This window comes from Arthrobacter rhamnosi (genome assembly GCF_054510855.1).
Window position 1 is genome coordinate 138292 of sequence record NZ_JBTNDT010000007.1, and the last position, 21024, is coordinate 159315.

The 21024-nt window shown below is 71.1% G+C and carries 20 protein-coding genes and 1 riboswitch; of the genes, 15 read left to right on the forward strand and 5 right to left on the reverse strand.

Annotated features, from left to right (window positions below):
• Positions 1-5: 5 nt before the first annotated feature.
• The 5 genes from ACX80I_RS14140 (at position 6) to ACX80I_RS14160 (ending at position 5220) form a co-directional block, all read left to right on the forward strand.
• Positions 6-1223 carry an allantoate amidohydrolase gene (locus ACX80I_RS14140; protein WP_459345752.1) on the forward strand — a complete coding sequence of 406 codons (1218 nt, stop codon included), beginning with the start codon at positions 6-8 and terminating at the stop codon, positions 1221-1223.
• Positions 1220-2698: a formimidoylglutamate deiminase gene (locus ACX80I_RS14145; RefSeq protein ID WP_459345753.1), complete on the forward strand. Its 1479-nt coding sequence runs from the start codon at positions 1220-1222 to the stop codon at positions 2696-2698. Before ACX80I_RS14140 ends, ACX80I_RS14145 begins: the two co-directional genes overlap by 4 nt.
• A complete protein-coding gene (hutI, locus tag ACX80I_RS14150; protein ID WP_459345754.1) occupies positions 2686-3900 on the forward strand; it encodes an imidazolonepropionase in 1215 nt (404 codons plus the stop codon). The genes ACX80I_RS14145 and hutI overlap by 13 nt, the downstream gene beginning before the upstream one ends.
• A gap of 57 nt (positions 3901-3957) precedes the next feature.
• Positions 3958-4755: a CPBP family intramembrane glutamic endopeptidase gene (locus ACX80I_RS14155; protein WP_459345755.1), complete on the forward strand. Its 798-nt coding sequence runs from the start codon at positions 3958-3960 to the stop codon at positions 4753-4755.
• A 177-nt stretch (positions 4756-4932) separates the two neighbouring features.
• On the forward strand, positions 4933-5220 hold the full coding sequence (locus ACX80I_RS14160) for a DUF1540 domain-containing protein (RefSeq protein ID WP_087072076.1): 288 nt from the start codon (positions 4933-4935) through the stop codon (positions 5218-5220).
• A gap of 79 nt (positions 5221-5299) precedes the next feature.
• On the opposite strand, the gene ACX80I_RS14165 is transcribed toward ACX80I_RS14160, so the two are convergent.
• On the reverse strand, positions 5300-5941 hold the full coding sequence (locus ACX80I_RS14165; protein WP_459345756.1) for a VOC family protein: 642 nt from the start codon (positions 5939-5941) through the stop codon (positions 5300-5302).
• A gap of 154 nt (positions 5942-6095) precedes the next feature.
• Positions 6096-6212, forward strand: a riboswitch (SAM riboswitch).
• A gap of 81 nt (positions 6213-6293) precedes the next feature.
• Here ACX80I_RS14165 and ACX80I_RS14170 point away from each other — a divergent pair.
• From ACX80I_RS14170 to ACX80I_RS14180, 3 genes are all read left to right on the forward strand, one after another.
• Positions 6294-7613: a bifunctional o-acetylhomoserine/o-acetylserine sulfhydrylase gene (locus ACX80I_RS14170; protein ID WP_459345757.1), complete on the forward strand. Its 1320-nt coding sequence runs from the start codon at positions 6294-6296 to the stop codon at positions 7611-7613.
• Positions 7614-7619: 6 nt separating this feature from the next.
• Positions 7620-8762 (forward strand): homoserine O-acetyltransferase MetX, encoded by a 1143-nt coding sequence (gene metX, locus ACX80I_RS14175; RefSeq protein ID WP_459345758.1) that lies wholly within the window; start codon positions 7620-7622, stop codon positions 8760-8762.
• Positions 8763-8888: 126 nt separating this feature from the next.
• Complete coding sequence (locus ACX80I_RS14180) at positions 8889-9131, forward strand: hypothetical protein (RefSeq protein WP_301229893.1); 243 nt, start codon at positions 8889-8891, stop codon at positions 9129-9131.
• A gap of 186 nt (positions 9132-9317) precedes the next feature.
• Here the strand turns inward: ACX80I_RS14180 and ACX80I_RS14185 are convergent, their stop codons facing one another.
• Positions 9318-10136, reverse strand: a complete 819-nt coding sequence (locus ACX80I_RS14185; RefSeq protein WP_459345831.1) for an SGNH/GDSL hydrolase family protein — start codon at positions 10134-10136, stop codon at positions 9318-9320.
• A 141-nt stretch (positions 10137-10277) separates the two neighbouring features.
• On the opposite strand from ACX80I_RS14185, the gene ACX80I_RS14190 reads away from it, so the two are divergent.
• A complete protein-coding gene (locus tag ACX80I_RS14190; RefSeq protein WP_459345759.1) occupies positions 10278-10958 on the forward strand; it encodes an alpha/beta hydrolase in 681 nt (226 codons plus the stop codon).
• A 91-nt stretch (positions 10959-11049) separates the two neighbouring features.
• On the opposite strand, the gene ACX80I_RS14195 is transcribed toward ACX80I_RS14190, so the two are convergent.
• Entirely contained in the window at positions 11050-11277 is a 228-nt protein-coding gene (locus ACX80I_RS14195) for an RNA-binding S4 domain-containing protein (RefSeq protein WP_459345760.1), read from the reverse strand.
• A 66-nt stretch (positions 11278-11343) separates the two neighbouring features.
• Between ACX80I_RS14195 and ACX80I_RS14200 the strand changes: the two genes are divergently transcribed.
• The 3 genes from ACX80I_RS14200 to ACX80I_RS14210 all read left to right on the forward strand — a co-directional run bounded on the left by ACX80I_RS14200 (position 11344) and on the right by ACX80I_RS14210 (position 14786).
• Positions 11344-12306 carry a DMT family transporter gene (locus ACX80I_RS14200; protein ID WP_459345761.1) on the forward strand — a complete coding sequence of 321 codons (963 nt, stop codon included), beginning with the start codon at positions 11344-11346 and terminating at the stop codon, positions 12304-12306.
• A gap of 180 nt (positions 12307-12486) precedes the next feature.
• Positions 12487-13875, forward strand: a complete 1389-nt coding sequence (locus ACX80I_RS14205; RefSeq protein ID WP_459345762.1) for a glycine--tRNA ligase — start codon at positions 12487-12489, stop codon at positions 13873-13875.
• Positions 13875-14786, forward strand: coding sequence for a GNAT family N-acetyltransferase (locus tag ACX80I_RS14210; protein WP_459345763.1), 912 nt, complete (start codon positions 13875-13877; stop codon positions 14784-14786). Before ACX80I_RS14205 ends, ACX80I_RS14210 begins: the two co-directional genes overlap by 1 nt.
• 44 nt (positions 14787-14830) lie before the next feature.
• Here the strand turns inward: ACX80I_RS14210 and ACX80I_RS14215 are convergent, their stop codons facing one another.
• Both ACX80I_RS14215 and ACX80I_RS14220 read right to left on the reverse strand, forming a co-directional pair.
• Positions 14831-15646: a lysophospholipid acyltransferase family protein gene (locus ACX80I_RS14215; RefSeq protein WP_459345764.1), complete on the reverse strand. Its 816-nt coding sequence runs from the start codon at positions 15644-15646 to the stop codon at positions 14831-14833.
• Positions 15647-15854: 208 nt separating this feature from the next.
• Positions 15855-16586, reverse strand: a complete 732-nt coding sequence (locus ACX80I_RS14220) for an alpha/beta fold hydrolase (RefSeq protein WP_459345765.1) — start codon at positions 16584-16586, stop codon at positions 15855-15857.
• Between the two features lie 312 nt (positions 16587-16898).
• On the opposite strand from ACX80I_RS14220, the gene ACX80I_RS14225 reads away from it, so the two are divergent.
• The 3 genes from ACX80I_RS14225 (at position 16899) to ACX80I_RS14235 (ending at position 20976) form a co-directional block, all read left to right on the forward strand.
• Positions 16899-18254, forward strand: coding sequence for a YibE/F family protein (locus ACX80I_RS14225; protein ID WP_459345766.1), 1356 nt, complete (start codon positions 16899-16901; stop codon positions 18252-18254).
• Between the two features lie 86 nt (positions 18255-18340).
• Complete coding sequence (gene dusB / locus ACX80I_RS14230; RefSeq protein ID WP_459345767.1) at positions 18341-19597, forward strand: tRNA dihydrouridine synthase DusB; 1257 nt, start codon at positions 18341-18343, stop codon at positions 19595-19597.
• A gap of 95 nt (positions 19598-19692) precedes the next feature.
• Positions 19693-20976, forward strand: a complete 1284-nt coding sequence (locus ACX80I_RS14235) for a deoxyguanosinetriphosphate triphosphohydrolase (protein ID WP_459345768.1) — start codon at positions 19693-19695, stop codon at positions 20974-20976.
• Positions 20977-21024 lie beyond the last annotated feature (48 nt).

Consider the following 21024-nt stretch of genomic DNA (forward strand, 5'->3'; position numbering starts at 1 on the left):
TTTCCGTGCAGACCGTCTCCGCAGTCCTCGATTCCATCAGCGACATCGGCCGCGACCCGTCCCGCGGCGGGTACTCCCGCGGCGTCTACACGGGCGCCGAACTGTCCCTCCGGGAGTGGTTCGACGCCGAGGCGACGGCCCGCGGGCTGTCGGTGGAGACGGACCGCAACGGGATCCTCTGGGCCTGGTGGGACGCCACGGACAGCCGCGACGGCGCCCTCGTGACCGGCAGCCACCTCGACTCCGTCCCCGGCGGCGGAGCGTTCGACGGGCCGCTGGGCGTCGCGTCGGCGCTGGTCGCGGTGGACCTGCTCCGGGACCGGGGGGTCGCGCCGCGCCGCTCGCTCGCCGTCGCCGTGTTCCCCGAGGAGGAGGGCTCCCGGTTCGGGCTGTCCTGCCTCGGGTCGCGCCTGCTCACGGGGTCGGTGGACCCCGACACCGTCCGGTCCCTCACCGACACCGACGGCACCACGTTCGCCGAGGCCTCGCGGGCCGCCGGCATCGATCCGGCGCACCTGGGCCGGGACGAGGAAGCCATCCGGCACATCGGGGACTTCGTCGAACTCCACGTCGAACAGGGGCGGGGCCTGATCGACCTGGACTCCGCCGTCGCCATCGGTTCCACCATGCTGGGCCACGGCCGGTGGCGCCTGTCCATCACCGGCCAGGGCAACCACGCCGGGACCACCCTCATGGCGGACCGCGCCGACCCCATGATCGCGGCGGCGCAGGTGGTCCTCGCGGCGCGGAAGATCGCCGCGGAGCAGGACGGTGCGCGCGCGACCGTCGGCCGCCTCCAGCCGGTGCCGGGCGGGACGAACGTCATCGCCTCGCGCGTCGACCTGTGGCTCGACGTACGCCACGAGGAGGACGCGGTGACGGCGTCGCTCATCGAGAAGATCCACGGCCAGGCCCAGAAGATCTGCGCGTTCGAGGGCTGCCGCGCCACCCTGACGGAGGAGTCGCGCAGCGGCACGGTCCACTTCGACGGTGCCCTCCGGCACACGCTGGCCTCGGCGCTCGGCCGGTCCTTCCCCGGCACGCCCACCCTTCCCACCGGGGCCGGGCACGACGCCGGCATCCTGGGAGCCATCGCCCCGACGGCCATGCTCTTCGTCCGCAACCCCACCGGTATCAGCCACTCGCCCGAGGAGTTCGTGGAGCGCGACGACGCCGATGCCGGGGCCGTTGCGCTCGCCGACGTCCTGGAGGACCTGCTGTGAGCGGACGGGGTGGGGTCGGCACGGGTCCCGCGCCGGGCGCGGACGGAACCCGGCGCGGCGCGGTCCGCGCCGTCTGGTGCGAGCACGCCTGGCTGGATGCGGACGGCGTGCGCGACGCCGTCCGCGTGGAGGTCGATCCCGAGGGGATGGTGGTCGGTGTCGCGCCGGGCGTCGCCGCGCAGGACGACGACGTCGTGCTCTCCGGCGTCGCCTTCCCCGCCGCCGCCAACGCGCACTCGCATGCGTTCCACCGTGCGCTGCGGGGCCGGACCCACGACCGCGGGGGGACGTTCTGGACGTGGCGGGAGACCATGTACCGCGCGGCCGGAGCCCTGACGCCCGCGCTCTACGAGGAGCTGGCCACCGCCGCGTACGCGGAGATGGTCGCAGCCGGCTGGACCAGCGTCGCCGAATTCCACTACGTCCACCACCAGCCCGACGGCACTCCCTACGGTGACGGCTACGGCCAGGGGCCGGGCGGCGACGGGCCCCACGCCATGGAGCTGGCCCTGGCGCGTGCCGCCGTCCGGGCGGGCATCCGCCTGACGCTGCTCGATACCTGCTACCTCGCCGGCGGCTTCGGCACGCCCCTCGAGGACGGGCAGCTCCGCTTCTCCGACGGCACGGCCGCCCGGTGGCTCGACCGGCTCGCGTCCCTCCGGACCGCGGTCTCCGCGCTGTACCCCGCGCACCAGGTGTCCGTCGGCGCAGCCATCCACTCGGTGCGGGCCGTGCCCGAGGACCAGCTGGCCGTGATCGCGCAGAACCTGCCGTCCGCGATGCCGCTGCACATCCACCTCTCCGAGCAGCCCGCGGAGAACGAGGACTGCCTCCGCGCCACCGGCACCACGCCCACCGGGCTGCTCGACCGGTACGGGCTTGTGAGCGAGCACCTGTCCGCCGTGCACGCGACGCACGTCAGCGACAGCGACGTGGCGGTCCTCGGGAACGCGGGGGCCGTCGTCGTGCTCTGTCCCACGACGGAGGCGGACCTCGCGGACGGCCTCGGACCGGCCGGCGGGTTCCGTGGGGCCGGGGCCACCCTGGCTCTCGGCACCGACCAGCATGCGGTCGTCGACCCGTGGCTCGAGATGCGCGCGCTCGAGCACGGCGAACGCCTGCGCACCGGACGCCGCGGGCACTTCGACCCGGCCGGGCTCCACGGCATCGCCGCGGTCGGCGGGGCCACCGCGCAGGGACGTCCCGGCGCCGGGTTCCGCCCGGGCTGCGCGGCGGACTTCATGGCCGTCGACCCGCACAGCGCGCGGACGGCAGGTTCCGCGGAGGAGCAGCTCGCCTACACGGCGACCGCGCAGGACGTCACCGCCGTCGTCGTCGGGGGAGAGCTGCTGGCCCGGAACGGCGTGCATACAGTTCTCGGCAGGCCGGCCGATCTCCTCGTGGCGGCCATCGCGCGCCTCGACGAGGCCGCGGACTCTCTCCAACCCAAGGAGCAGCACGCATGGCGCAGCTGATCACCAACATCGGTGAACTGATGACGCAGGACGGCGAGGCCGCGGTCCTGCGGAACGCCGCCGTGGTCCTCGAGGGCGAACGCATCAGCTGGATCGGTCCGGCCGCGCAGGCACCCGCCGCGGACGAGGCGTACGACGCCGGCGGGCGGGCCGGACTGCCGGGCTGGGTCGACAGCCACACCCACCTCGTGTTCGCCGGCGATCGTACGGCGGAGTTCGAGGCGCGGATGGCGGGGGAGTCGTACGCCGCGGGGGGCATCGCCGTCACGGTCGACGCGACCCGTGCGGCCGGCGACTACGACCTCACGCGCCTGCTCCTGGGCCGCGTCGCGGAGGCCGCCGCGGGGGGAACCACCTACCTGGAGACGAAGACGGGCTACGGGCTCGACGTCGGGCAGGAGGCGCGGAGTGCGCGCATCGCGGCCGGCACCGTCGACGAGGTGACCTTCCTCGGCGCGCACCTGGTCCCGGCCGGGTGGGATCCGGACGAGTACACGGACCTGGTGTGCGGCCCGATGCTCGACGCCGTCCGCCCCTACGTTCGCTGGGCCGACGTGTTCTGCGAGACCGGCGCCTTCACCGCCGAGCAGTCCCGCCGCGTCCTGTCGGCCTGCGCGGAGGCGGGGCTCGGCCTGCGCGTCCACGGCAACCAGCTCGGACCGGGCGGCGGCGTCGCCCTCGCCGTGGAGTTCGGCGCTGCCAGCGTGGACCATGCCAACTACCTGACCGACGACGACGTCGACGCCCTCGCCGGGACGTGGGCGGACTTCGGGGGAGGCTCCGGGGCGCAGGGCACGCCGGGCACCGTGGCGACCTGCCTGCCCGCCTGCGACCTCTCCACCCGCCAGCCGTTCCCGCCTGCGCGGAGGCTGCTCGACGCCGGAGTGCAGCTGGCGATCGCCAGCAACTGCAACCCCGGCACCTCCTACACGACCGCCATGGGGTTCTGCGTCGCGACCGCCGTCCTGCAGATGGGGCTCACCGTCGCCGAGGCGGTACGGGCTGCAACCGTCGGGGGAGCCCTCGCCCTGCGGCGGCACACGGGCGAGGACACCGACGGCCGACGGGCCGTCGGGTCGCTCGCCGTGGGGCACCGGGCGGACCTGCAGCTCCTCGACGCGCCGTCGGCCACCCACCTCGCGTACCGCCCCGGCATGCCCCTCGTGCACGCGGTCTGGCGCGCCGGCAAGCGCGTGCGGTAGGGCCCTCGCCGGGCCGCCGGACTGGGAATCCCCAGCGACCGCTGCGAGGATAGCGCCATGCCTGCCGAGTCCACCTCCGCACCCTCAGCCGTCGATACCCGGACGGATGCTCCGCCCCGGCGACGCATCACCGCGGAGCTGCTGATCGTGTTCGGCCTCTCCCTGGGGCAGTCGGCCGTGTACTCCATCGTGAGCCTGGCCGAGAAGCTGACGCGCGGACCCCTGGCGGCGCAGACCACCACCCTGAACCCAGTGCTGAACGACCGGCCGTACTTCGATCTGACCTACCAGGTGCTGGGGATCGTCTTCGCCCTGGTGCCCGTGGCCCTCGTCCTGTTCCTGCTCAGCGGGCACGGCGTTCCGGCGTTCCGGCGCCTCGGGCTCACGCTTGACAGGCCCCTGCGCACCATCGGTCTCGGGATCGGGCTGGCGGCCGTCATCGGCGTCGGGACCCTCGGGGTGTATGCCGGCGGGCGGGAGCTCGGCATCACGACGGCCCTCGTCCTGGCCGCCCTGGACGCCTACTGGTGGACCGTCCCGGTCCTCGTCCTGTCGGCCGTCCGCCACGGGGTGCTGGAGGAGGTCCTCGTGGTGGGCTACCTCTTCCTCCGCCTGCGCGAGCTCGGCTGGTCCACGCCCGCCATCGTCCTCACGAGTGCCGTGCTGCGGGGCAGCTACCACCTCTACCAGGGGTTCGGACCCTTCGTCGGCAACGTGCTGATGGGCCTGCTGTTCGCCTGGTTCTACACGCGCACGCGCCGCGTCCTGCCGCTCGTCCTGGCGCACGCGCTCATCGACACGGCGGGCTTCGTGGGATTCGCGCTCCTCGGACCCGCCATCGGGATCGGCGGATGAATCGGGGGTGAATCGGCCGACGCCTCGGCCCACGAACTGCCCAGGGAAGGCTCACCTACGCTGATTTGCGCGCGAAAACCGTGACTAAATTATCGGCCGACCGCGGTGTTACCGTGATGTCCACCAGCACAACGGCGGCTCCGCCCAGGGGCTCCACCGGACCAGCCAGGAGGAATCATGAGCGTCGTCACCAGTGTCTCTGAGTGCAGTGTCCACAACTGTTCGTTCAACCACGAGGGCTGCACCGCCGTCGCGATCACAGTGTCCGGGAGCGAGGAACACGCGTCCTGTGCCACCTTCATCGACACCTCCATCAGTGGCGGCTTGCCGAAGATGCTCGCACACGTGGGCGCGTGCCAGCGCTCGGAGTGCACCTTCAACCACGACCTGCTGTGCGGCGCCCCGGCCGTCAAGGTGGGCCCCGGCGCCGACGCCGCCGACTGCCTCACCTACACCCACGCCTGACGGCGCCTCCGCCCGAGGCGCGGCAACAGGAAAGGGCCGGACGATTGTCCGGCCCTTTCCTGTTCAATTCTCAGCGACGTCAGATCTCGATGCGGCCGTCGGCGGTCTCGAAGGTCACGGACATGATGCCCGGAGTGCCGTTCGGGGCGATCCACTGGACCTTCACGCCGTCGAGCGTCTCCTCGACATCGGTGCCGAGCCACTCGGTCACCCGTTCCGACGAGCCCGCGATGGTCAGGCAGGCCAGTTTCACCGATGCCGGGCGCGCCTGGGAGGGGTGCAGGGCCTCGGTGCCCTCGTCCCAGCGGAGCAGGTAGGGGACCTGGGGATCCGCGATGAGCCCCTTGATGCCGATCTGCTGCCACGTCAGTTCCTGGCCGTCGGGGAACTTGCGGTTGCCGGGAACCGCGCTGCGGCCGAGGCGCTCCTCGAACGGGGCGAGGTCGTCCACGGCGACGCACCAGCCCATCCAGCCTCCGCCGGCCTCGGAGCGCGCGCGCACGGCCTGACCGAAGGGAGCCTTGGTCGACGCGGGGTGGTCGAGGACCTCCACGACCTCCAGGTACTGGCCGTTCACCAGGGGGAAGATCATGTTCCGGGTGCCGAAGCGCGGGTGCACGCCACCCTTCACGGGGTCCATCCCGAGGTTGGCCGCGATCCGGTCGGCAGTCGCAGCAAGTCCATCGGGTTCGCAGGCATATGAGACATGGTCCAATCGCATGCGGTTATCTTGGCACTAAGTGATGCACGTCTCGACTAAGGCTCGCCTTACTCCTGCTGGTCCTCCGATCGCGTCCCCGTCGCCCCTCCGCAGGCTGCTTCACGAGAGGTCATCCGGCTTGCCGGATCCGCTCCGATGGGTTTTCATGGGTGCAGGTCATGAGTGCCAGCACGAAGCCCCGGCTTGCTGGCCGGCAACCCTCCAACCGCGGTGGGGTGCCCCGGGTGAAGACCAGGTTCGGCGCTATTCCGGCGCCGTGCAAGCGCGGGCTCCTGCGGGAGCCGGTCTCCTGGAGCGGCACGCACCGGCCGGAGCACCGGACCAGGCGGGGCCCCTTCCGACAGGGAGCACCATGTCCAACGATTGGTCTTTCGAGACACGCCAGATCCACGCCGGCCAGACACCGGACGCAGCCACGGGAGCGCGTGCGCTGCCTATTTACCAGACGTCGTCGTTCGTCTTCCCGAGCGCCGAGAGTGCCGCCAACCGGTTCGCGCTGACGGAACTCGCTCCTATCTACACGCGCATCGGGAATCCCACGCAGGAGGCAGTGGAGACGAGGATCGCGAGCCTCGAGGGCGGAGCCGGCGCCCTGCTGCTCGCCTCGGGCCAGGCTGCCGAGACCTTCGCGGTGCTGAACATCGCGGAGGCGGGGGACCACATCGTGGCCAGCCCCAGCCTCTACGGCGGCACGTACAACCTCTTCAAGCACACGCTGAGGAAGTTCGGCATCGAGACCACCTTCGTGGAGGACCCGGACGACCTCGAGCAGTGGCGGAACGCCGTCCGGCCGAACACCAAGCTCTTCTTCGGCGAGGTCGTGTCCAACCCCCGGCAGGACGTCCTGGACATCGAGGGCATCAGCGCCGTCGCGCACGAGAACGGGCTTCCCCTGATCGTGGACAACACGCTGTCCACGCCGTACCTGATCCGGCCCATCGAATGGGGCGCGGACATCGTGGTGCACTCCGCGACGAAGTACCTCGGAGGTCACGGCAATGCCATCGCCGGGGTCATCGTCGATTCGGGGAACTTCGACTTCGCCCGGTACCCCGAGCGGTTCCCCGGGTTCAACACGCCGGACGAGAGCTACCACGGACTCGTCTATGCGCGGGACCTCGGTGTCGGCAGCGCACTCGGCGCGAACCTCGCGTACATCCTCAAGGCCCGTGTCCAGCTCCTGCGCGACCTCGGCTCCTCCGTCTCGCCGTTCAACGCCTTCCTCATCGCGCAGGGACTGGAGACCCTCAGCCTGCGCGTCGAGCGCCACGTGCAGAATGCGCAGGCGGTCGCCGAATGGCTGGAGGGGCACGACGACGTCGAGCGCGTCTCCTACGCCGGCCTGGCCTCGAGCCCCTGGTACGAGCGCGGCAGGAAGTACGGGCGGAACAGGGGGACGGGCGCGATCGTCAGCTTCGACATCGTCGGGGGACTGGAGGCCGGCAAGCGCTTCGTCGACGGACTGGAACTCCACTCGCACGTGGCGAACGTCGGCGACGTCCGCTCGCTCGTCATCCACCCGGCGTCGACGACGCACAGCCAGCTCGGGGCGGAGGCGCAGCTCACCGCGGGCGTGCGTCCGGGTCTCGTCCGCTTGTCCGTGGGCCTCGAGAACATCACCGACATCCTCGCCGACCTCGACGCGGGGTTCCGTGCCGCCAAAGGAGTCTAGCCCTTCGTGACCACCTACCCTCCTGCTCCGCTGCACCCCGGGATCGACGACGCGCGCCCTTCGGGGGACGGGCTCCTACGCGTCGCCCCGATCGGACCGCTGGCCCTCGAGACCGGAGGTGAGCTGCCGGACGTGCAGCTCGCCTTCGAGACCTGGGGCCGGCTGAACCGGGATGCCTCGAACGCGGTGCTCGTGCAGCATGCCCTGACCGGCAGCTCGCACGTGGCACGCGGCGCATCGGAGGAGGAGGGCTGGTGGGATTCGCTCGTGGGCCCCGGCCGCCCGGTGGACACCGACCGGTACTTCGTCGTGTCCGTCAACATGCTGGGAGGGTGCTACGGCTCGACGGGGCCGGCCAGCCTCGCACCCGACGGCACTCCCTGGGGATCGCGCTTCCCCTTCGTCACCATCCGCGACTCCGTCCGGGCCGAAGCCCTGCTCGCCGACCGGCTCGGCATCGAGCGGTGGCACTCGGTCCTCGGGGGGTCGATGGGAGGGGCGCGAGCGCTCGAGTGGGCACTGATGTACCCGCAGCGGGTGGAGCGGTGCGCCGTCATCGCCTGCACTGCCGCCAGTTCGGCCGAACAGATAGCGTTCGCCCAGGCGCAGTTGCAGGCAATCCGGCTGGACCCCGCCTATCGCGGCGGCGACTACTACGACGGCCCGCATCCGGATGCGGGCCTCGGGATCGCCCGGCGCATCGCCCACATCACCTACCGCTCGGAGCAGGAACTGGAAGCACGCTTCGGGCGCGCGGAGCAGGACGCCGAACAGCCCTTCGGTGCCGTCCTGCCCGCCGAGCGGGGCCGCTACCAGGTGGAGAGCTACCTCGACCACCAGGCGGACAAGCTCGTGGGCCGCTTCGACGCGAACAGCTACGTCATCCTGACCGAGGCGCTGATGAGCCACGATGCCGCGCGGGACCGCGGCAGCCTCGACGCGGCACTGGGGGAGGCCACGGCGGAGTTCTTCATCGCCGCCGTGGACTCGGACCGACTCTACTTCCCGGAGCAGTCGGAGCGGCTGGCCCGGGGGCTGCCCGGCGAGGTGCCCGTCCACATGATCTCCTCGCCGGTGGGCCACGATGCGTTCCTGACCCAGATCCACCAGCTCGACGCGCAACTCCGCTCCGCCTTCTACGCGGGCTAGCGGTTATCGGTTGGGTTTCCCCGGACGGGCACCTAGTCTTGGAGCTAAGCCTGCTTAGCAATCGGCGGCAGGCAGGTCTGAGGTAGACGCCCGGACTCGTCGACGGAAGATGAAGGGGAGCTGTTCATGGAACTGAGCACCATTGGCTGGAACCAGGAAGCACGCGACAAGATCCTGCTGGACTCGGACCGGGCACTGCAGGGCGCGGTCCGCGAGGCGGTCGAGACGATGGGCGGCAAGTCCCGCGAGGAGGTCTACGAGTTCCTCTTCCAGAAGCTGCAGCCGCAGTTCGTCGACTTCAAGCCCGGGCCGGACCTGAGCGCGTGCGCGGACGCGGTCGCCAATGGCGAGGTCTCGCTCGACAGCTAGTCGGCGGCACCCAGCGGTACCCGTCGGCTCCTGACGCGTGGGATGACAGGGGCGACCGACCCGCGGGCCGGTCGTTCCTGTCGTCCCGGCGGGAACGACGGCGGATCCCCACCGCAGGTGGCGCAGCAGCGCCGGCCGATCATGGTGCGCACCGTGCCGGGCTGCCGGGAAGGGGCGACGACGTCGCTAGTCGGCAGCACCCGGCGGCATGCCCGGGCCGAAAATGGGCGCAGCCTCCGGACGCTTGGCGAACACGCCGTCGCCCGACGACTGGTGCCGGAGGCGCCGCAGGACCCACGGCACGAAGTACTCGCGTGCCCACACGAAGTCCTCGGCGCGTGCCTCACGCCACGTCCGTGCCGGGAGCTCCTTGGGTTGCAGCGGCTCGAGGGTATGCCGGACGGCGAGGGTGTCCAGGACCATCGCGGCGATGGTGTGGTGGCCGAGCGGCGAGAAGTGCAGCCGGTCGGAGGACCACATCTGGGGGTTGACCAGCTGCCGCAGGGCCCACATGTCGGCGATCACGGCCTCGTGGCGTGCGGCGACGGTGCGCAGGTTCTCGTTGTAGATCGCGGTCTTGGAGCGGATGCTGCCGAGGACCGTCTCGCGGACGTCCGGCCCCGTGAACAGGACGACGGTGGCGCCCGAGGCGGCGAGCGTCCCGACGACGGCGTCGAGCCGGGTGGCGAGCAGGTCGGGATCACCCCCGGGACGCAGCAGGTCGTTGCCGCCGGCGGAGATGGTGACCAGGTCCGGATGCAGCGCCAGCGCCGGTTCCACCTGCTGGTCGATGATCTGCTGCAGGAGCCGTCCGCGCACCGCGAGGTTCGCGTAGGCGAAGCCGGCCTGGCCCCGGGCCAGTTCCTCGGCGACCCGGTCCGCCCAGCCGCGATTGCCCCCGACGCTCTCCGGGTTGGGATCCCCGATACCTTCGGTGAAGGAGTCCCCGAGGGCGACATACCGGTGCCACGGGTGCGGTTCGGAGTTCAGGCTCGGATCGATCATCGGGCCGTTCAGGAGGGGATCGGGTCGGCCCGGCAGGGGCGTTCCGGCGTTTGCAGAGATCACCGGGACATTCTCCCAAGGAGTGCGCCGCTCGCGCCAACGCGGCTCCGGGCCCTCGGCGGGGCGTGCCAAGATTGAGCCATGACTGAATCCGCCCGTGGCACCTCCACGTCCTCCGCCGGCGCCTGGGACCCCGTGGTCCTCTGGTCGAAGCCCGAGTCCGAGCGGGAGGGCACGCCCCTGCTCGTCCTGTTCCACGGCTACATGGCCAACGAGGAGGACCTCATGGGCCTCACCGACCACCTGCCCGCCGAGTTCACCGTCGCGTCCCTCCGGGCGCCCCAGGCAGTGGGACCGGGCTTCTCGTGGTTCCCGCTGTCGCGGGAGGCGGACTATTCGGTGGAGCGCGTCGTGGAGAGCGTGACTGCTGTGTCCCGATGGCTCGACGAGGTCCGCGGACGCCACTCGAGCGTCAGCATCCTCGGCTTCTCGCAGGGCATGGCGGTGGCGACGTCGCTCCTGCGCCACCGCCCCACCGACTTCGCCTGCGTCGTCGGCCTCTCCGGGTTCGCCGTGCCGTCGGAGGGCCACGGGTTCTTCCGGGACGACGAGGCCGCGGCGGCGCCCGTGGAGTTCTTCTGGGGGCGCGACCAGGAGGACCAGGTCATCCTGCCCGAGATGATCGACTTCACCCACGCCTGGCTGGTCAAGCACACGAAGCTGACGAAGATCCTCTACTCGAACATGTTCCACAGCATCAATCTGCGGGAACTGGCCCATGTCCGGGAGTTCCTCACGATGACGGTCCTCGGCCGCCGCTGACCAGAGGGGGCCACGCCGGTCCGGTACCGGGTGTGGCCGGCACCGCGGTGAATGCGGCGGCAGGTGCCGGCCGGTGGGTCGGAGCAGGGTGCTAGGCGCGCGTGATGCGCACGGACTGCCCGTTGACGCTGACCGTGTCGCCGGGGTGCAGCTGGCGTCCGCGGCGCTCCTCGATCTCACCGTCGACCTGGACCAGTCCGTTGTCGATCAGGGCCTTCGCCTCGACACCGTCCTCCGCGAGCGAGGCCAGCTTCAGGAGCTGCCCGAGCCGGATCATGTCGTCCTGGATGGGGAGTTCGATGGGTGCGTCGTCGGTCATGCACTCCATTCTGCCCGACACCCACGCCGGACGGGCATGCCCGGCACCGGCTACTAGGCTGTACGGGTGTCCTCCGCACCCACGCTTCCGCCTGCAGTCGGCTTTCCGCTCGCACTTGCCGCGGGCCTCGCCATGCCCGTCCAGGGCAGGATCAACGGCGCGCTGGGTGCCGTGCTCGACGACGGCATCGCCGCAGCGCTGGTCAGCTTCGGCACCGGCCTCATCGTGATGGTCGCCCTCACGCTCGTGCTGCCGGGCGCACGCGCCGGAGCACGCCAGATCATCCCGTCCGTCCGTGAGCGCCGCTTCCCTCCCTACTATGTGGCCGCCGGCGCGATCGGGGCGTTCTTCGTCTTCTCCCAGTCACTGACCATCGGCATCCTCGGCGTCGCCCTGTTCACGGTGGCGACGGTCATGGGCCAGTCGCTCAGCAGCCTCCTCGTCGACCGGGCGGGTATCGGGCCGGGAGGGAAGCGCGCCGCGACACCCATGCGGGTGATCGGCGTCGTGCTGACGGTCCTGTCCGTCGTCTGGGCCGTGTCGCCCCGCTTCGGATCCGCGGGGGAGGTCTCCACCTGGCTGATTCCCGTCCTGCTGCCCGTCGCGGCGGGGGTGCTCATGAGCTTCCAGCAGGCGATGAACGGCACGGCCGCGGTGCACTACGGGACGCCGCTCGCCGCCACGCTCATGAACTTCATCGCCGGCACGGCCGTGCTGGTCACCGCCTGGCTCATCAAGCTTGCTCTCGCGGGTCCGGGGAACCCCCTGCCGTCGGAGTGGTGGTACTACCTCGGCGGGCCCATGGGCTGTGTCTTCATCGGGCTCGGTGCCCTGCTCGTGCGCAGCCTGGGCGTCCTGATCACGGGCCTGTGCATGATCGGCGGGCAGCTCATCGGCTCGCTCCTGCTGGACCTGGTGTTTCCCGCCCCCGGCACCATCGTGGTGTTCGCGACCGTCGCCGGGACCCTGCTGACGCTCGGTGCCATCATCCTCACCACCCTGCCCTGGCCCCGGCGCGCCCGGCGCTAGCAGGAGGCGTCCGGCCGCCGTCGCCCGCCGCAGTCGGACCAGGCCGGGGTGCCGCGGAAGGCGGACCCGGTAGGCTTGCGGGGTAGCTTTCCGCCCCTGCGACAGGGGTGGCGAAGCGCCGACGCGCCCCCCACCTGCGACCGCACCCAGCGGCCTGCACAGAACTGGAGAAGAAACACCATGGCAGCAGCCAAGTCAGCACTCGACCCCATCATCTCCCTCGCCAAGCGGCGCGGCTTCGTGTTCCAGTCGGGGGAGATCTACGGCGGTTCCCGCTCTGCCTGGGATTACGGGCCCCTCGGTGCCGAGTTCAAGGAGAACATCAAGCGCCAGTGGTGGCAGACCATGGTCCGCGGCCGCGAGGACGTCGTCGGGCTCGACTCCGCCGTGATCCTGCCGCGCCAGGTCTGGGAGGCCTCCGGGCACGTCGAGGTCTTCAGCGACCCGCTCGTCGAGTGCCTCTCCTGCCACAAGCGGTACCGCGCGGACCACCTCGAGGAGGAGTACGAGGAGAAGAAGGGCCGCGCTCCGGAGAACGGCCTCAAGGACGTCACCTGCGCCAACTGCGGCACCAAGGGCCAGTGGACCGAGCCCCAGGAATTCTCCGGCCTGCTCAAGACCTTCCTCGGCCCCGTCGCCTCGGAGGAAGGCATGCACTACCTGCGGCCGGAAACGGCCCAGGGCATCTTCGTGAACTTCAACAACGTGCTGACCACAGCGCGCAAGAAGCCGCCGTTCGGTATCGGCCAGATCGGCAAGAGCTTCCGCAACGAGATCACGCCGGGCAACTTCATCTTCCGCACCCGCGAGTTCGAGCAGATGGAGATGGAGTTCTTCGTCGAGCCCGGGACGGACGAGGAATGGCACAGGTACTGGATCGGCGAGCGGCTCTCCTGGTACACCGACCTCGGCATCAACCCGGACAACCTGCGCCTCTTCGAGCACCCGCTCGAGAAGCTCAGCCACTACTCCAAGGGCACCACCGACATCGAATACCGGTTCGGCTTCACCGGCTCGGAGTGGGGTGAGCTCGAGGGCGTCGCGAACCGCACGGACTTCGACCTCTCCACGCACTCGAAGCACTCGGGCACCGACCTCGGGTACTTCAACCAGGCCACCAACGAGCGGTACACGCCGTACGTGATCGAGCCGGCCGCCGGCCTGACCCGCTCCTTCATGGCGTTCCTCGTGGACTCGTACACCGAGGACGAGGCGCCGAACGCCAAGGGCGGCGTGGACAAGCGCACCGTCCTCAAGCTGGATCCCCGCCTGGCCCCCGTCAAGGCGGCGGTGCTGCCGCTCAGCCGCAACGAGGACCTCTCCCCGAAGGCGAAGGACCTCGCCGCGCAGCTGCGCAAAGCCTGGAACATCGACTTCGACGACGCCGGGGCAATCGGCCGCCGCTACCGCCGCCAGGACGAGATCGGCACGCCGTTCTGCATCACCGTGGACTTCGACACGCTCGAGGACCAGGCCGTGACCATCCGCGAACGCGACACCATGACCCAGGAGCGCGTGTCGCTCGACCAGGTGCAGGGATACCTCGCCGCCCGCCTGATCGGAGCCTGATGGTCCTCGAATACCGCGCCTGGCAGGAGGGCGACGACCTCGAGCTCATCCAGCTCTGGGGCGGCCCGGAATCGGCCGCCGCCGAGCAGTTCCGCGGGTCCTTCCGCACGCCGTCGGACAGTCCGTGGAACCGGTGCATCACCGTGGTGGACCAGGGCATCCCCGTCGCCGCCGGCTGCGTGTACGGTGCGGCACTCCACCCGGACCGCCTCTGGTGCTACATCGAGGTCGCCGCGGACCACCGCCGGGCGGGCATCGGGTCGACGCTCCTCACCATGCTCCAGCACGAGGCGGCCGCGTCGCCGTCGGGCATCACCGCCCTGCGGTCCAAGGTGACGCCGGGGACCACCGGCGCGGCGTTCGCCGAGGCCACGGGTTTCACCGCCCTGCAGCGCTCGCGGCTCGTCGTCATCGCGCCGGGTGCACTCGCCGCGCCTGCCTTCGACGACGCCGCGGGGCCCCAGCTGGAGGAAGCGGCGACCGGATCCGTGGAACTGACCCGGGCGCTGGCCTCCTTCTACGAGTCCGTCCACGGGTGGGACCGGGCGGACCTCAGCCTGGGCCGCGCCCAGCAGCTGTTCCTCGGAGACGCGAGCGGAGCAGGCGGAGCGATCGTCCTGCGGGACCGGCCCAAGGCCGACGGCGGAGCCATCGCGGCCTTCGCGGTCAGCTACACGCAGGCCCGGACCGACGACCCCGCGGACGTCCTGCTCGGCTACGACACCACCCTGGCGCCGCAGGAGCAACAGGCGGCCGTGGCCACCATGATCGCGATGCTCGTGCACCAGTACCCCATCCAGCTCGAGGTGGACGACTCCATGGAGGCCCTGGTCGCCGTCGTGGAACCCCTGCTGGCCACCGGTGCCGCGCAGCTCGCAGGACCCGAGACACTCGTCGTCGCGACCGCCTGAGACCGGCGCCCCGCAGGACCTCGCAGGCGTTCCGCGGGGCGGTGTCAGCCGCGGTCGTGCCGGCCGGCCTTCCTGTCGGCGACATCCGCGGCGTCGCGCTCCTCGTCGGTCATCGCCCCGCCGCCCAGCCGTGCGGGCATCCACCAGGCACCCGGTTCGGGTGTCAGGGGGAAGTCGGCGATGCAGGTGTCGATGCCGTCCTGCAGTTCCCGGCGCAGCTGCTCCGTCTCCTCGACGACATCGAGGCCGGGGGCGTGACGGATCGGGGGGCTGACGTGGACGCGGACGGGCGCCCTCCAGGCGCGCCTGAGGGAGAACCCGTGGCCGCGGCTCAGCAGCCGGTGGGACCCCCAGACGGAGATCGGGATGACGGGCACGCCGGCTTCGGCCGCGAGCCGCACGGCTCCGGTCTTCAGCGCACGGACGTTGTAGCTGCGGGACACGCCCGCCTCGGGCAGGATCGCCACGTACTCGCCGGCGCGCAGCTTCGCCAGAGCGTCGTCGTACGCCGGAGCGCCGGCCTTGCGGTCCGTGACCACGTGTCCGAGCCCGAACACGAAGGGGCTCACGAACCAGTGGTCGGCCGCGCGTTTCGAGATCATGTAGCGCGCCTGGGCGCGGGCGTGGTCCCACAGGACCAGTTCGGCGAACGCGAAGTCGAGGTAGCCGAAGTGCGTGATCGCGACGACGGCGCCCGACCCCGGGACCGCGCGGCGGGATCTCCCGGACAGCGGGTCCGGCGCCGGGAGGTTTTCCGTCCCGGTCACCGTGACGGGCAGTCGCAGTGCGGCGAAGAACGCCTTGCCCGCGTACACCACGAACCGGTACATGCGGTCGTTCTGCCGTGGCTTCCATCCCATGCCCGGATCCCTCTTCCTGCCCGTCGGTTCCTGCCCATCGGCGCGAGCGGGAGGACCCCGCCCGTGCTGCCTGCTTCCCGTGCCCGTTCTCTTTGTACCCGTTACGTACCCCGACCGGCCGGACCTACGCCGTGGCAATCCGGTGTTTTCCGCAGGCGCCCCCGAGGCAGGCGCTCCCGGAGCAGGCGCCCCATCGGACAGCCGGCCCTCAGGCGGTGATCCCGAGCGGATCAGGAGCGCGGTAGAGCGCGGCGGACCGCTCGAGGAGGCGGGCGTCGACCGCGGCGCCGGTGTCCTCCGCGAAACGGCGGAGCAGGAACGACGTGCTCAGTCCGTGCCACACCCGGACGGTGCGGAACATGAAGTGACCGGCCCGCACCATGCTGACGTAGTGAATATCCGCCACGACACCCTGGGCCCGGCGGGCGAAGGACAGGGACTCCGTCGGACTCGTCCACCGGTCGGCATCCCCGTGCATGATGAGGACGCTCCGGCCCCGCACCGGTTCCACCGGGCTCACGGGCGCCAGCCAGGGCGCGAGGGCCGCCACGGCCCGGACCTGCGGATGACCTGCGGCGTAGAGCGCCGAGAGTCCTCCCATCGAGTGCCCCAGCAGGTAGACCGGCACCGACGGGTGCTGCGCCGCGATGCGGTCGAGGGCCCACCGGGCGTCCGTCAGGGCCGACTGCTCCGCGCCGTTCCAGCCCCTCACACGATTACGCAGCGTCCAGACGGCCAGACCGTGCGCCGCGCCGCCCGCCGCGAGGCGTGCCGCGAAGGGACGCATGCGCAGGGGACTGAGGTGCTGGGGCTGCACGGGGTCGAAACTGTCCGCCCGGCCGCCGTGCAGGACCAGCGCCACGCCCCGTACGGTTCCCGTCGCACCGCTCACGGTGGCTACGGGATCCCGGCCCCCTGCCGACGATGCATCCTGTGCCATGGACCGTCCCTCTCCGCCCGGAGGCCTGTTCCTGCTCCGACGCCCTGTCGGCATCACCCGCGGGCATCACCGTCGGGCCTGCCCGCCCGATGGCTCCTAGCATGCCCTGTCCTCGGCCGGCCGGGTGCTCCCACGAACCGTGCGGCGCCTTCGCACGATCGCACGCATTCCTGCGTAGAATCCGAGAGGTGCGCCGCGGTCCTAATGCCGGTCCGGTTCGCTACCCGTCCCGCACGACGTCCGGCACGACGTCACGCACGGCAGGATGTCCGGCACACATCGTCCGACCGCCGTCCGACCCGAGGGAAGTCCGTGGGCACCAGCCACCTCCACCCGACCGAGAATCGGGGGTCGTCCGTGATCGCCACGCGGCGACGCGCCACCCTGCTGCTCTCGGCGATCCTCGTACCCGTCGGGGTCATCACCCTTATCGCCATGGTGCTCCTGTGGCCGGACGGGGACCGCAGTTCCCTCTCGGTCACCGATCCCTACGCGACGGCGGAGGGGGTCAGCTTCGACCGCGGCACCGTCCGCGAGGTCCGGGATGGTGACTGCCCGTCGTCGCAGGCGACGGTCGACGCCGGTGGCACCGCGCTGACCTGCACGATCGCGGACACACAGCCCGCGGACGGGGGAGACGTGATCGCCGTGGAGGTGACCCCCGAACTCGCGAAGACCGATGCGGTGGAGGCGGGCGACGAGATCCGCTACCTCGATCTCTCCACCGTGATGCAGGGCGGAGCGGCACCGTACGTGTTCGTCGACTTCGTGCGCTCGGTCCCGATCGTCGCGCTCGCGGTCGGATACGCCGTCGTCGTCATCGCGGTGGCCCGGTGGCGGGGACTCCGCGCCATCATCGGGCTCGTGGGCGCCCTCGTCGTCCTGGCCCAGTTCATCCTCCCCGGCCTCGTGGAGGGCCGGCCGCCCCTGCTGCTCGGGCTCGTGGGATCCGTGGTGATCATGTACGGCGTCCTCTACTTCGCGCACGGCTTCTCCGCCCGGACGTCCACCGCCCTGCTGGGAACCGTCGTCGGCCTCGGGATCACGGCGGTCCTCGCGGCCTGGGCCACGGATGCCGCCCACCTCACCGGCGTGGGCGACGAGAACGCCTACACCCTCGTCAACGCCTCGGACGGGCTCTCGATCTCCTCGATCATCCTCTGCGGCCTCATCATCTCGGGCCTCGGCGTCCTCAACGACGTGACCATCACGCAGTCCTCGTCCGTCTGGGAGCTGTACGAGCTCGCACCCGAGACCCCGGGCCGCAGGCTCTTCTCCTCCGCGATGAGGATCGGCCGCGACCACATCGCCTCCACGGTGTACACGATCGCCTTCGCGTACGCAGGGGCGGCGCTTCCCGTCCTGATCCTCGTCTCCCTCTACGACCGCGCCCTGATCGACACCCTGACCAGCGGCGAACTCGCCGAAGAAGTGGTGAGGACGCTCGTCGGCTCGATCGGTCTCGTCCTGGCCATCCCGCTCACCACCGCAGTCGCCGTGCTCGTGGTCAAGGCGGTGGGCCCGAAGGGCACGGGCGGGCGCGACGACGGCGGCAGCGGTGCGACGACGGCGGAACCCTCCGGTACCCCGGGCACCCTCGCCCCGGGTGCGCGGCTCGTGGCACTCGGCGGGCCCAGCGCCCGGCTCAGGACGGAGCCGGACGCATGACCAGCGCCTGGCGCAAAGCCGGCCGGGAGCGTCGGCGCGCAGCGAACAGCGACGCCGGATTTGCGGCGCCTTGCGACAATGGGAGGGTGACTGCAGTATCGACACTCTCCGCTCCGCCCACCGGTGATCCCCGGGCCGACGCGCCCGCAGGCCCGCCCGCCGGTCCGGCCGACACCCCGGCCGACGCCGCGCTCCGGCTCGACCTCCCGCCGCTCACCCTCGGCAACATCACGGTGGACACGCCGGTGATCCTCGCGCCGATGGCGGGCATCACCAACAAGGCGTTCCGCCGGCTGTGCCGTGAATACGGCGGCGGGCTCTACGTCTCCGAGATGGTCACCTCCCGCGCGCTCGTCGAGCGCAGCCCGGAGTCGATGCGCATCATCTCGCACGACGACGACGAGAAGGTGCGCTCCGTCCAGCTGTACGGTGTGGACCCGAAGACCGTGGGCGCAGCAGTCCGCCTGCTCGTCGAGGAGGACCGTGCCGACCACATCGACCTGAACTTCGGCTGCCCCGTCCCCAAGGTCACCCGCAAGGGCGGGGGAGCGGCCCTGCCGTGGAAGCTCGACCTCTTCACCGGCATCGTCCAGACCGCCGTGCGCGAGGCATCGAAGGGGGACGTCCCGCTGACCATCAAGATGCGCAAGGGCATCGACGAGGACCACCTGACCTTCCGCGAGGCCGGCAGGATCGCCCGCGACAGCGGCGTGGCCGCCGTCGCCCTGCACGGCCGTACGGCCTCGCAGTTCTACTCGGGCAAGGCCGACTGGAATGCCATCGCCGAACTGCGCGAGGCGTTGCCGGACATCCCCGTGCTCGGCAACGGCGACATCTGGAGCGCGGAGGACGCCGTCCGGATGGTGCGGGAGACCGGTGTCGACGGCGTCGTCATCGGCCGGGGCTGCCAGGGGCGCCCCTGGCTCTTCGGGGATCTCATGAGTGCCTTCGAGGGCAGCTCCTCCCGCCACCAGCCGGGGCTCGGGCAGGTCGCCGACACCGTCTACCGGCATGCGGAACTGCTGGTCGAGACCTTCGGCAGCGAGATGATGGGGCTCCGTGACATCCGCAAGCACATGGCCTGGTACTTCAAGGGCTACGTGGTGGGTGGGGAACTGCGGGCCAAACTGGCCACCGTGCCCACCCTGGAGGTGCTGCGCGGGCTCCTCGACGAACTCGACAAGGACTCGCCGTACCCCGGCTCCGACGCGGAGGGCCCGCGCGGCCGCGCGGGTTCCCCGAAGAGGACCGCACTGCCCGAGCACTGGCTCGACGGCCGCGTCCTCAACGCCGCCCAGCAGGCGGACATCGCCGCCGCAGAGGTGGACGTGTCCGGCGGCTGACGCCGGTGCCGTGCCCGTCCGCGCCGTGCAGGCGCCTGGTCCACAGGAGCCGGTGCCGCGGGTCCCTTCCGTCATCGTTGCGCTAGAAAGGCATCATGAGCTTCCCCGAACTGTCCGCCACCACCGGTTACAGTGCCGCGGACACCGAGCGGTGGGTGGAGGAGCCGCCCAAGAGCTCGCACCGCACCGACTTCGAGCGTGACCGGGCGCGGGTGCTGCATTCCTCGGCGCTGCGCCGACTGGGCGCGAAGACCCAGGTCGTCGCGCCGGACACCGACGACTTCGTCCGCACGCGTCTCACGCACTCGCTGGAGGTCGCGCAGGTCGGCCGGGAGCTGGGCAGGACGCTGGGATGCGACCCCGACATCGTCGACACCGCGTGCCTGGCCCACGATCTCGGGCACCCGCCCTTCGGTCACAACGGCGAGTCCGCGCTCAACGACATCGCCCACGGCATCGGCGGGTTCGAAGGCAATGCCCAGACCCTGCGGCTCCTCACCCGGCTCGAGCCGAAGGTCCTGCAGGAGGACGGCAAGCCCGCCGGCCTGAACCTGACCCGGGCGAGCCTCGACGCCGCGTGCAAGTACCCGTGGACGGCCGCGTCGGCACCGGTGATCGGCGGCCAGCGCACCACGAAGTTCGGTGCGTACGACGACGACCTGCCGGTCTTCGAGTGGCTGCGTGACGGCGCCCCGGACGGCCGCTCGTGCCTCGAGGCGCAGGTGATGGACCTCGCGGACGACATCTCCTACTCCGTGCACGACGTCGAGGACGCGATCGTCGCCGGCCACCTGCAGCTCAAATGGATGGACAGCGCCGACGCCCGCGCGCGGGTGGTCGGCTACACGCAGCAGTGGTACCTCCCGGGTACCGATCCGACCGCCGTCGACGCGGCACTGGCCCGCCTCGAGAGGACGCCGGTCTGGGTGCGCGAGGCGGACGGCACGCGCAGGTCCATGGCGGCCCTCAAGAACATGACGAGCCAGCTCATCGGCCGCTTCTGCCTGAGCGCCATGCAGTCGACGCGCTCCATCTACGGACCGGACCCGCTGACCCGCTACAACGCGGAGATGGTGGTGCCCGAGGAGACCATCATGGAGATCGCCGTCATGAAGGGCCTCGCCACCACGTACGTGATGACCACGGACCACCGCCAGCCGCTCTACGAGCGCCAGCGCGAGATCCTCGCGTCCCTCGTCGCGCAGATCCACGCCGACGGCGACCGCTACCTCGAGCCCATGTACGCGGCGGACTGGCGGGAGGCGCCGGACGGGAACGCCCGCCTGCGCGTGGTCATCGACCAGGTGGCGTCGCTGACGGACGCCTCCGCGCTCAGCCTCCACGAGCGGATCGTCGGACCCGTCCCCGCCCTCTGGTAGGCGCTGCGCACATCCCGTCCGGGGGCGGTCGGGCGGCGCCGGCAACGG

Excerpts from the sequence above, each read along its gene's own strand:
- hutI (WP_459345754.1), top strand. The coding sequence starts at position 2,686 with ATGGCGCAGCTGATCACCAACATCGGTGAACTGATGACGCAGGACGGC.
- ACX80I_RS14155 (WP_459345755.1), top strand. The coding sequence starts at position 3,958 with ATGCCTGCCGAGTCCACCTCCGCACCCTCAGCCGTCGATACCCGGACG.
- ACX80I_RS14160 (WP_087072076.1), top strand. The coding sequence starts at position 4,933 with ATGAGCGTCGTCACCAGTGTCTCTGAGTGCAGTGTCCACAACTGTTCG.
- ACX80I_RS14165 (WP_459345756.1), bottom strand. The coding sequence starts at position 5,941 with ATGCGATTGGACCATGTCTCATATGCCTGCGAACCCGATGGACTTGCT.
- ACX80I_RS14170 (WP_459345757.1), top strand. The coding sequence starts at position 6,294 with ATGTCCAACGATTGGTCTTTCGAGACACGCCAGATCCACGCCGGCCAG.
- ACX80I_RS14180 (WP_301229893.1), top strand. The coding sequence starts at position 8,889 with ATGGAACTGAGCACCATTGGCTGGAACCAGGAAGCACGCGACAAGATC.
- ACX80I_RS14185 (WP_459345831.1), bottom strand. The coding sequence starts at position 10,136 with ATGATCGATCCGAGCCTGAACTCCGAACCGCACCCGTGGCACCGGTAT.
- ACX80I_RS14190 (WP_459345759.1), top strand. The coding sequence starts at position 10,278 with ATGACTGAATCCGCCCGTGGCACCTCCACGTCCTCCGCCGGCGCCTGG.
- ACX80I_RS14195 (WP_459345760.1), bottom strand. The coding sequence starts at position 11,277 with ATGACCGACGACGCACCCATCGAACTCCCCATCCAGGACGACATGATC.
- ACX80I_RS14205 (WP_459345762.1), top strand. The coding sequence starts at position 12,487 with ATGGCAGCAGCCAAGTCAGCACTCGACCCCATCATCTCCCTCGCCAAG.
- ACX80I_RS14210 (WP_459345763.1), top strand. The coding sequence starts at position 13,875 with ATGGTCCTCGAATACCGCGCCTGGCAGGAGGGCGACGACCTCGAGCTC.
- ACX80I_RS14215 (WP_459345764.1), bottom strand. The coding sequence starts at position 15,646 with ATGGGATGGAAGCCACGGCAGAACGACCGCATGTACCGGTTCGTGGTG.
- ACX80I_RS14220 (WP_459345765.1), bottom strand. The coding sequence starts at position 16,586 with ATGGCACAGGATGCATCGTCGGCAGGGGGCCGGGATCCCGTAGCCACC.
- ACX80I_RS14235 (WP_459345768.1), top strand. The coding sequence starts at position 19,693 with ATGAGCTTCCCCGAACTGTCCGCCACCACCGGTTACAGTGCCGCGGAC.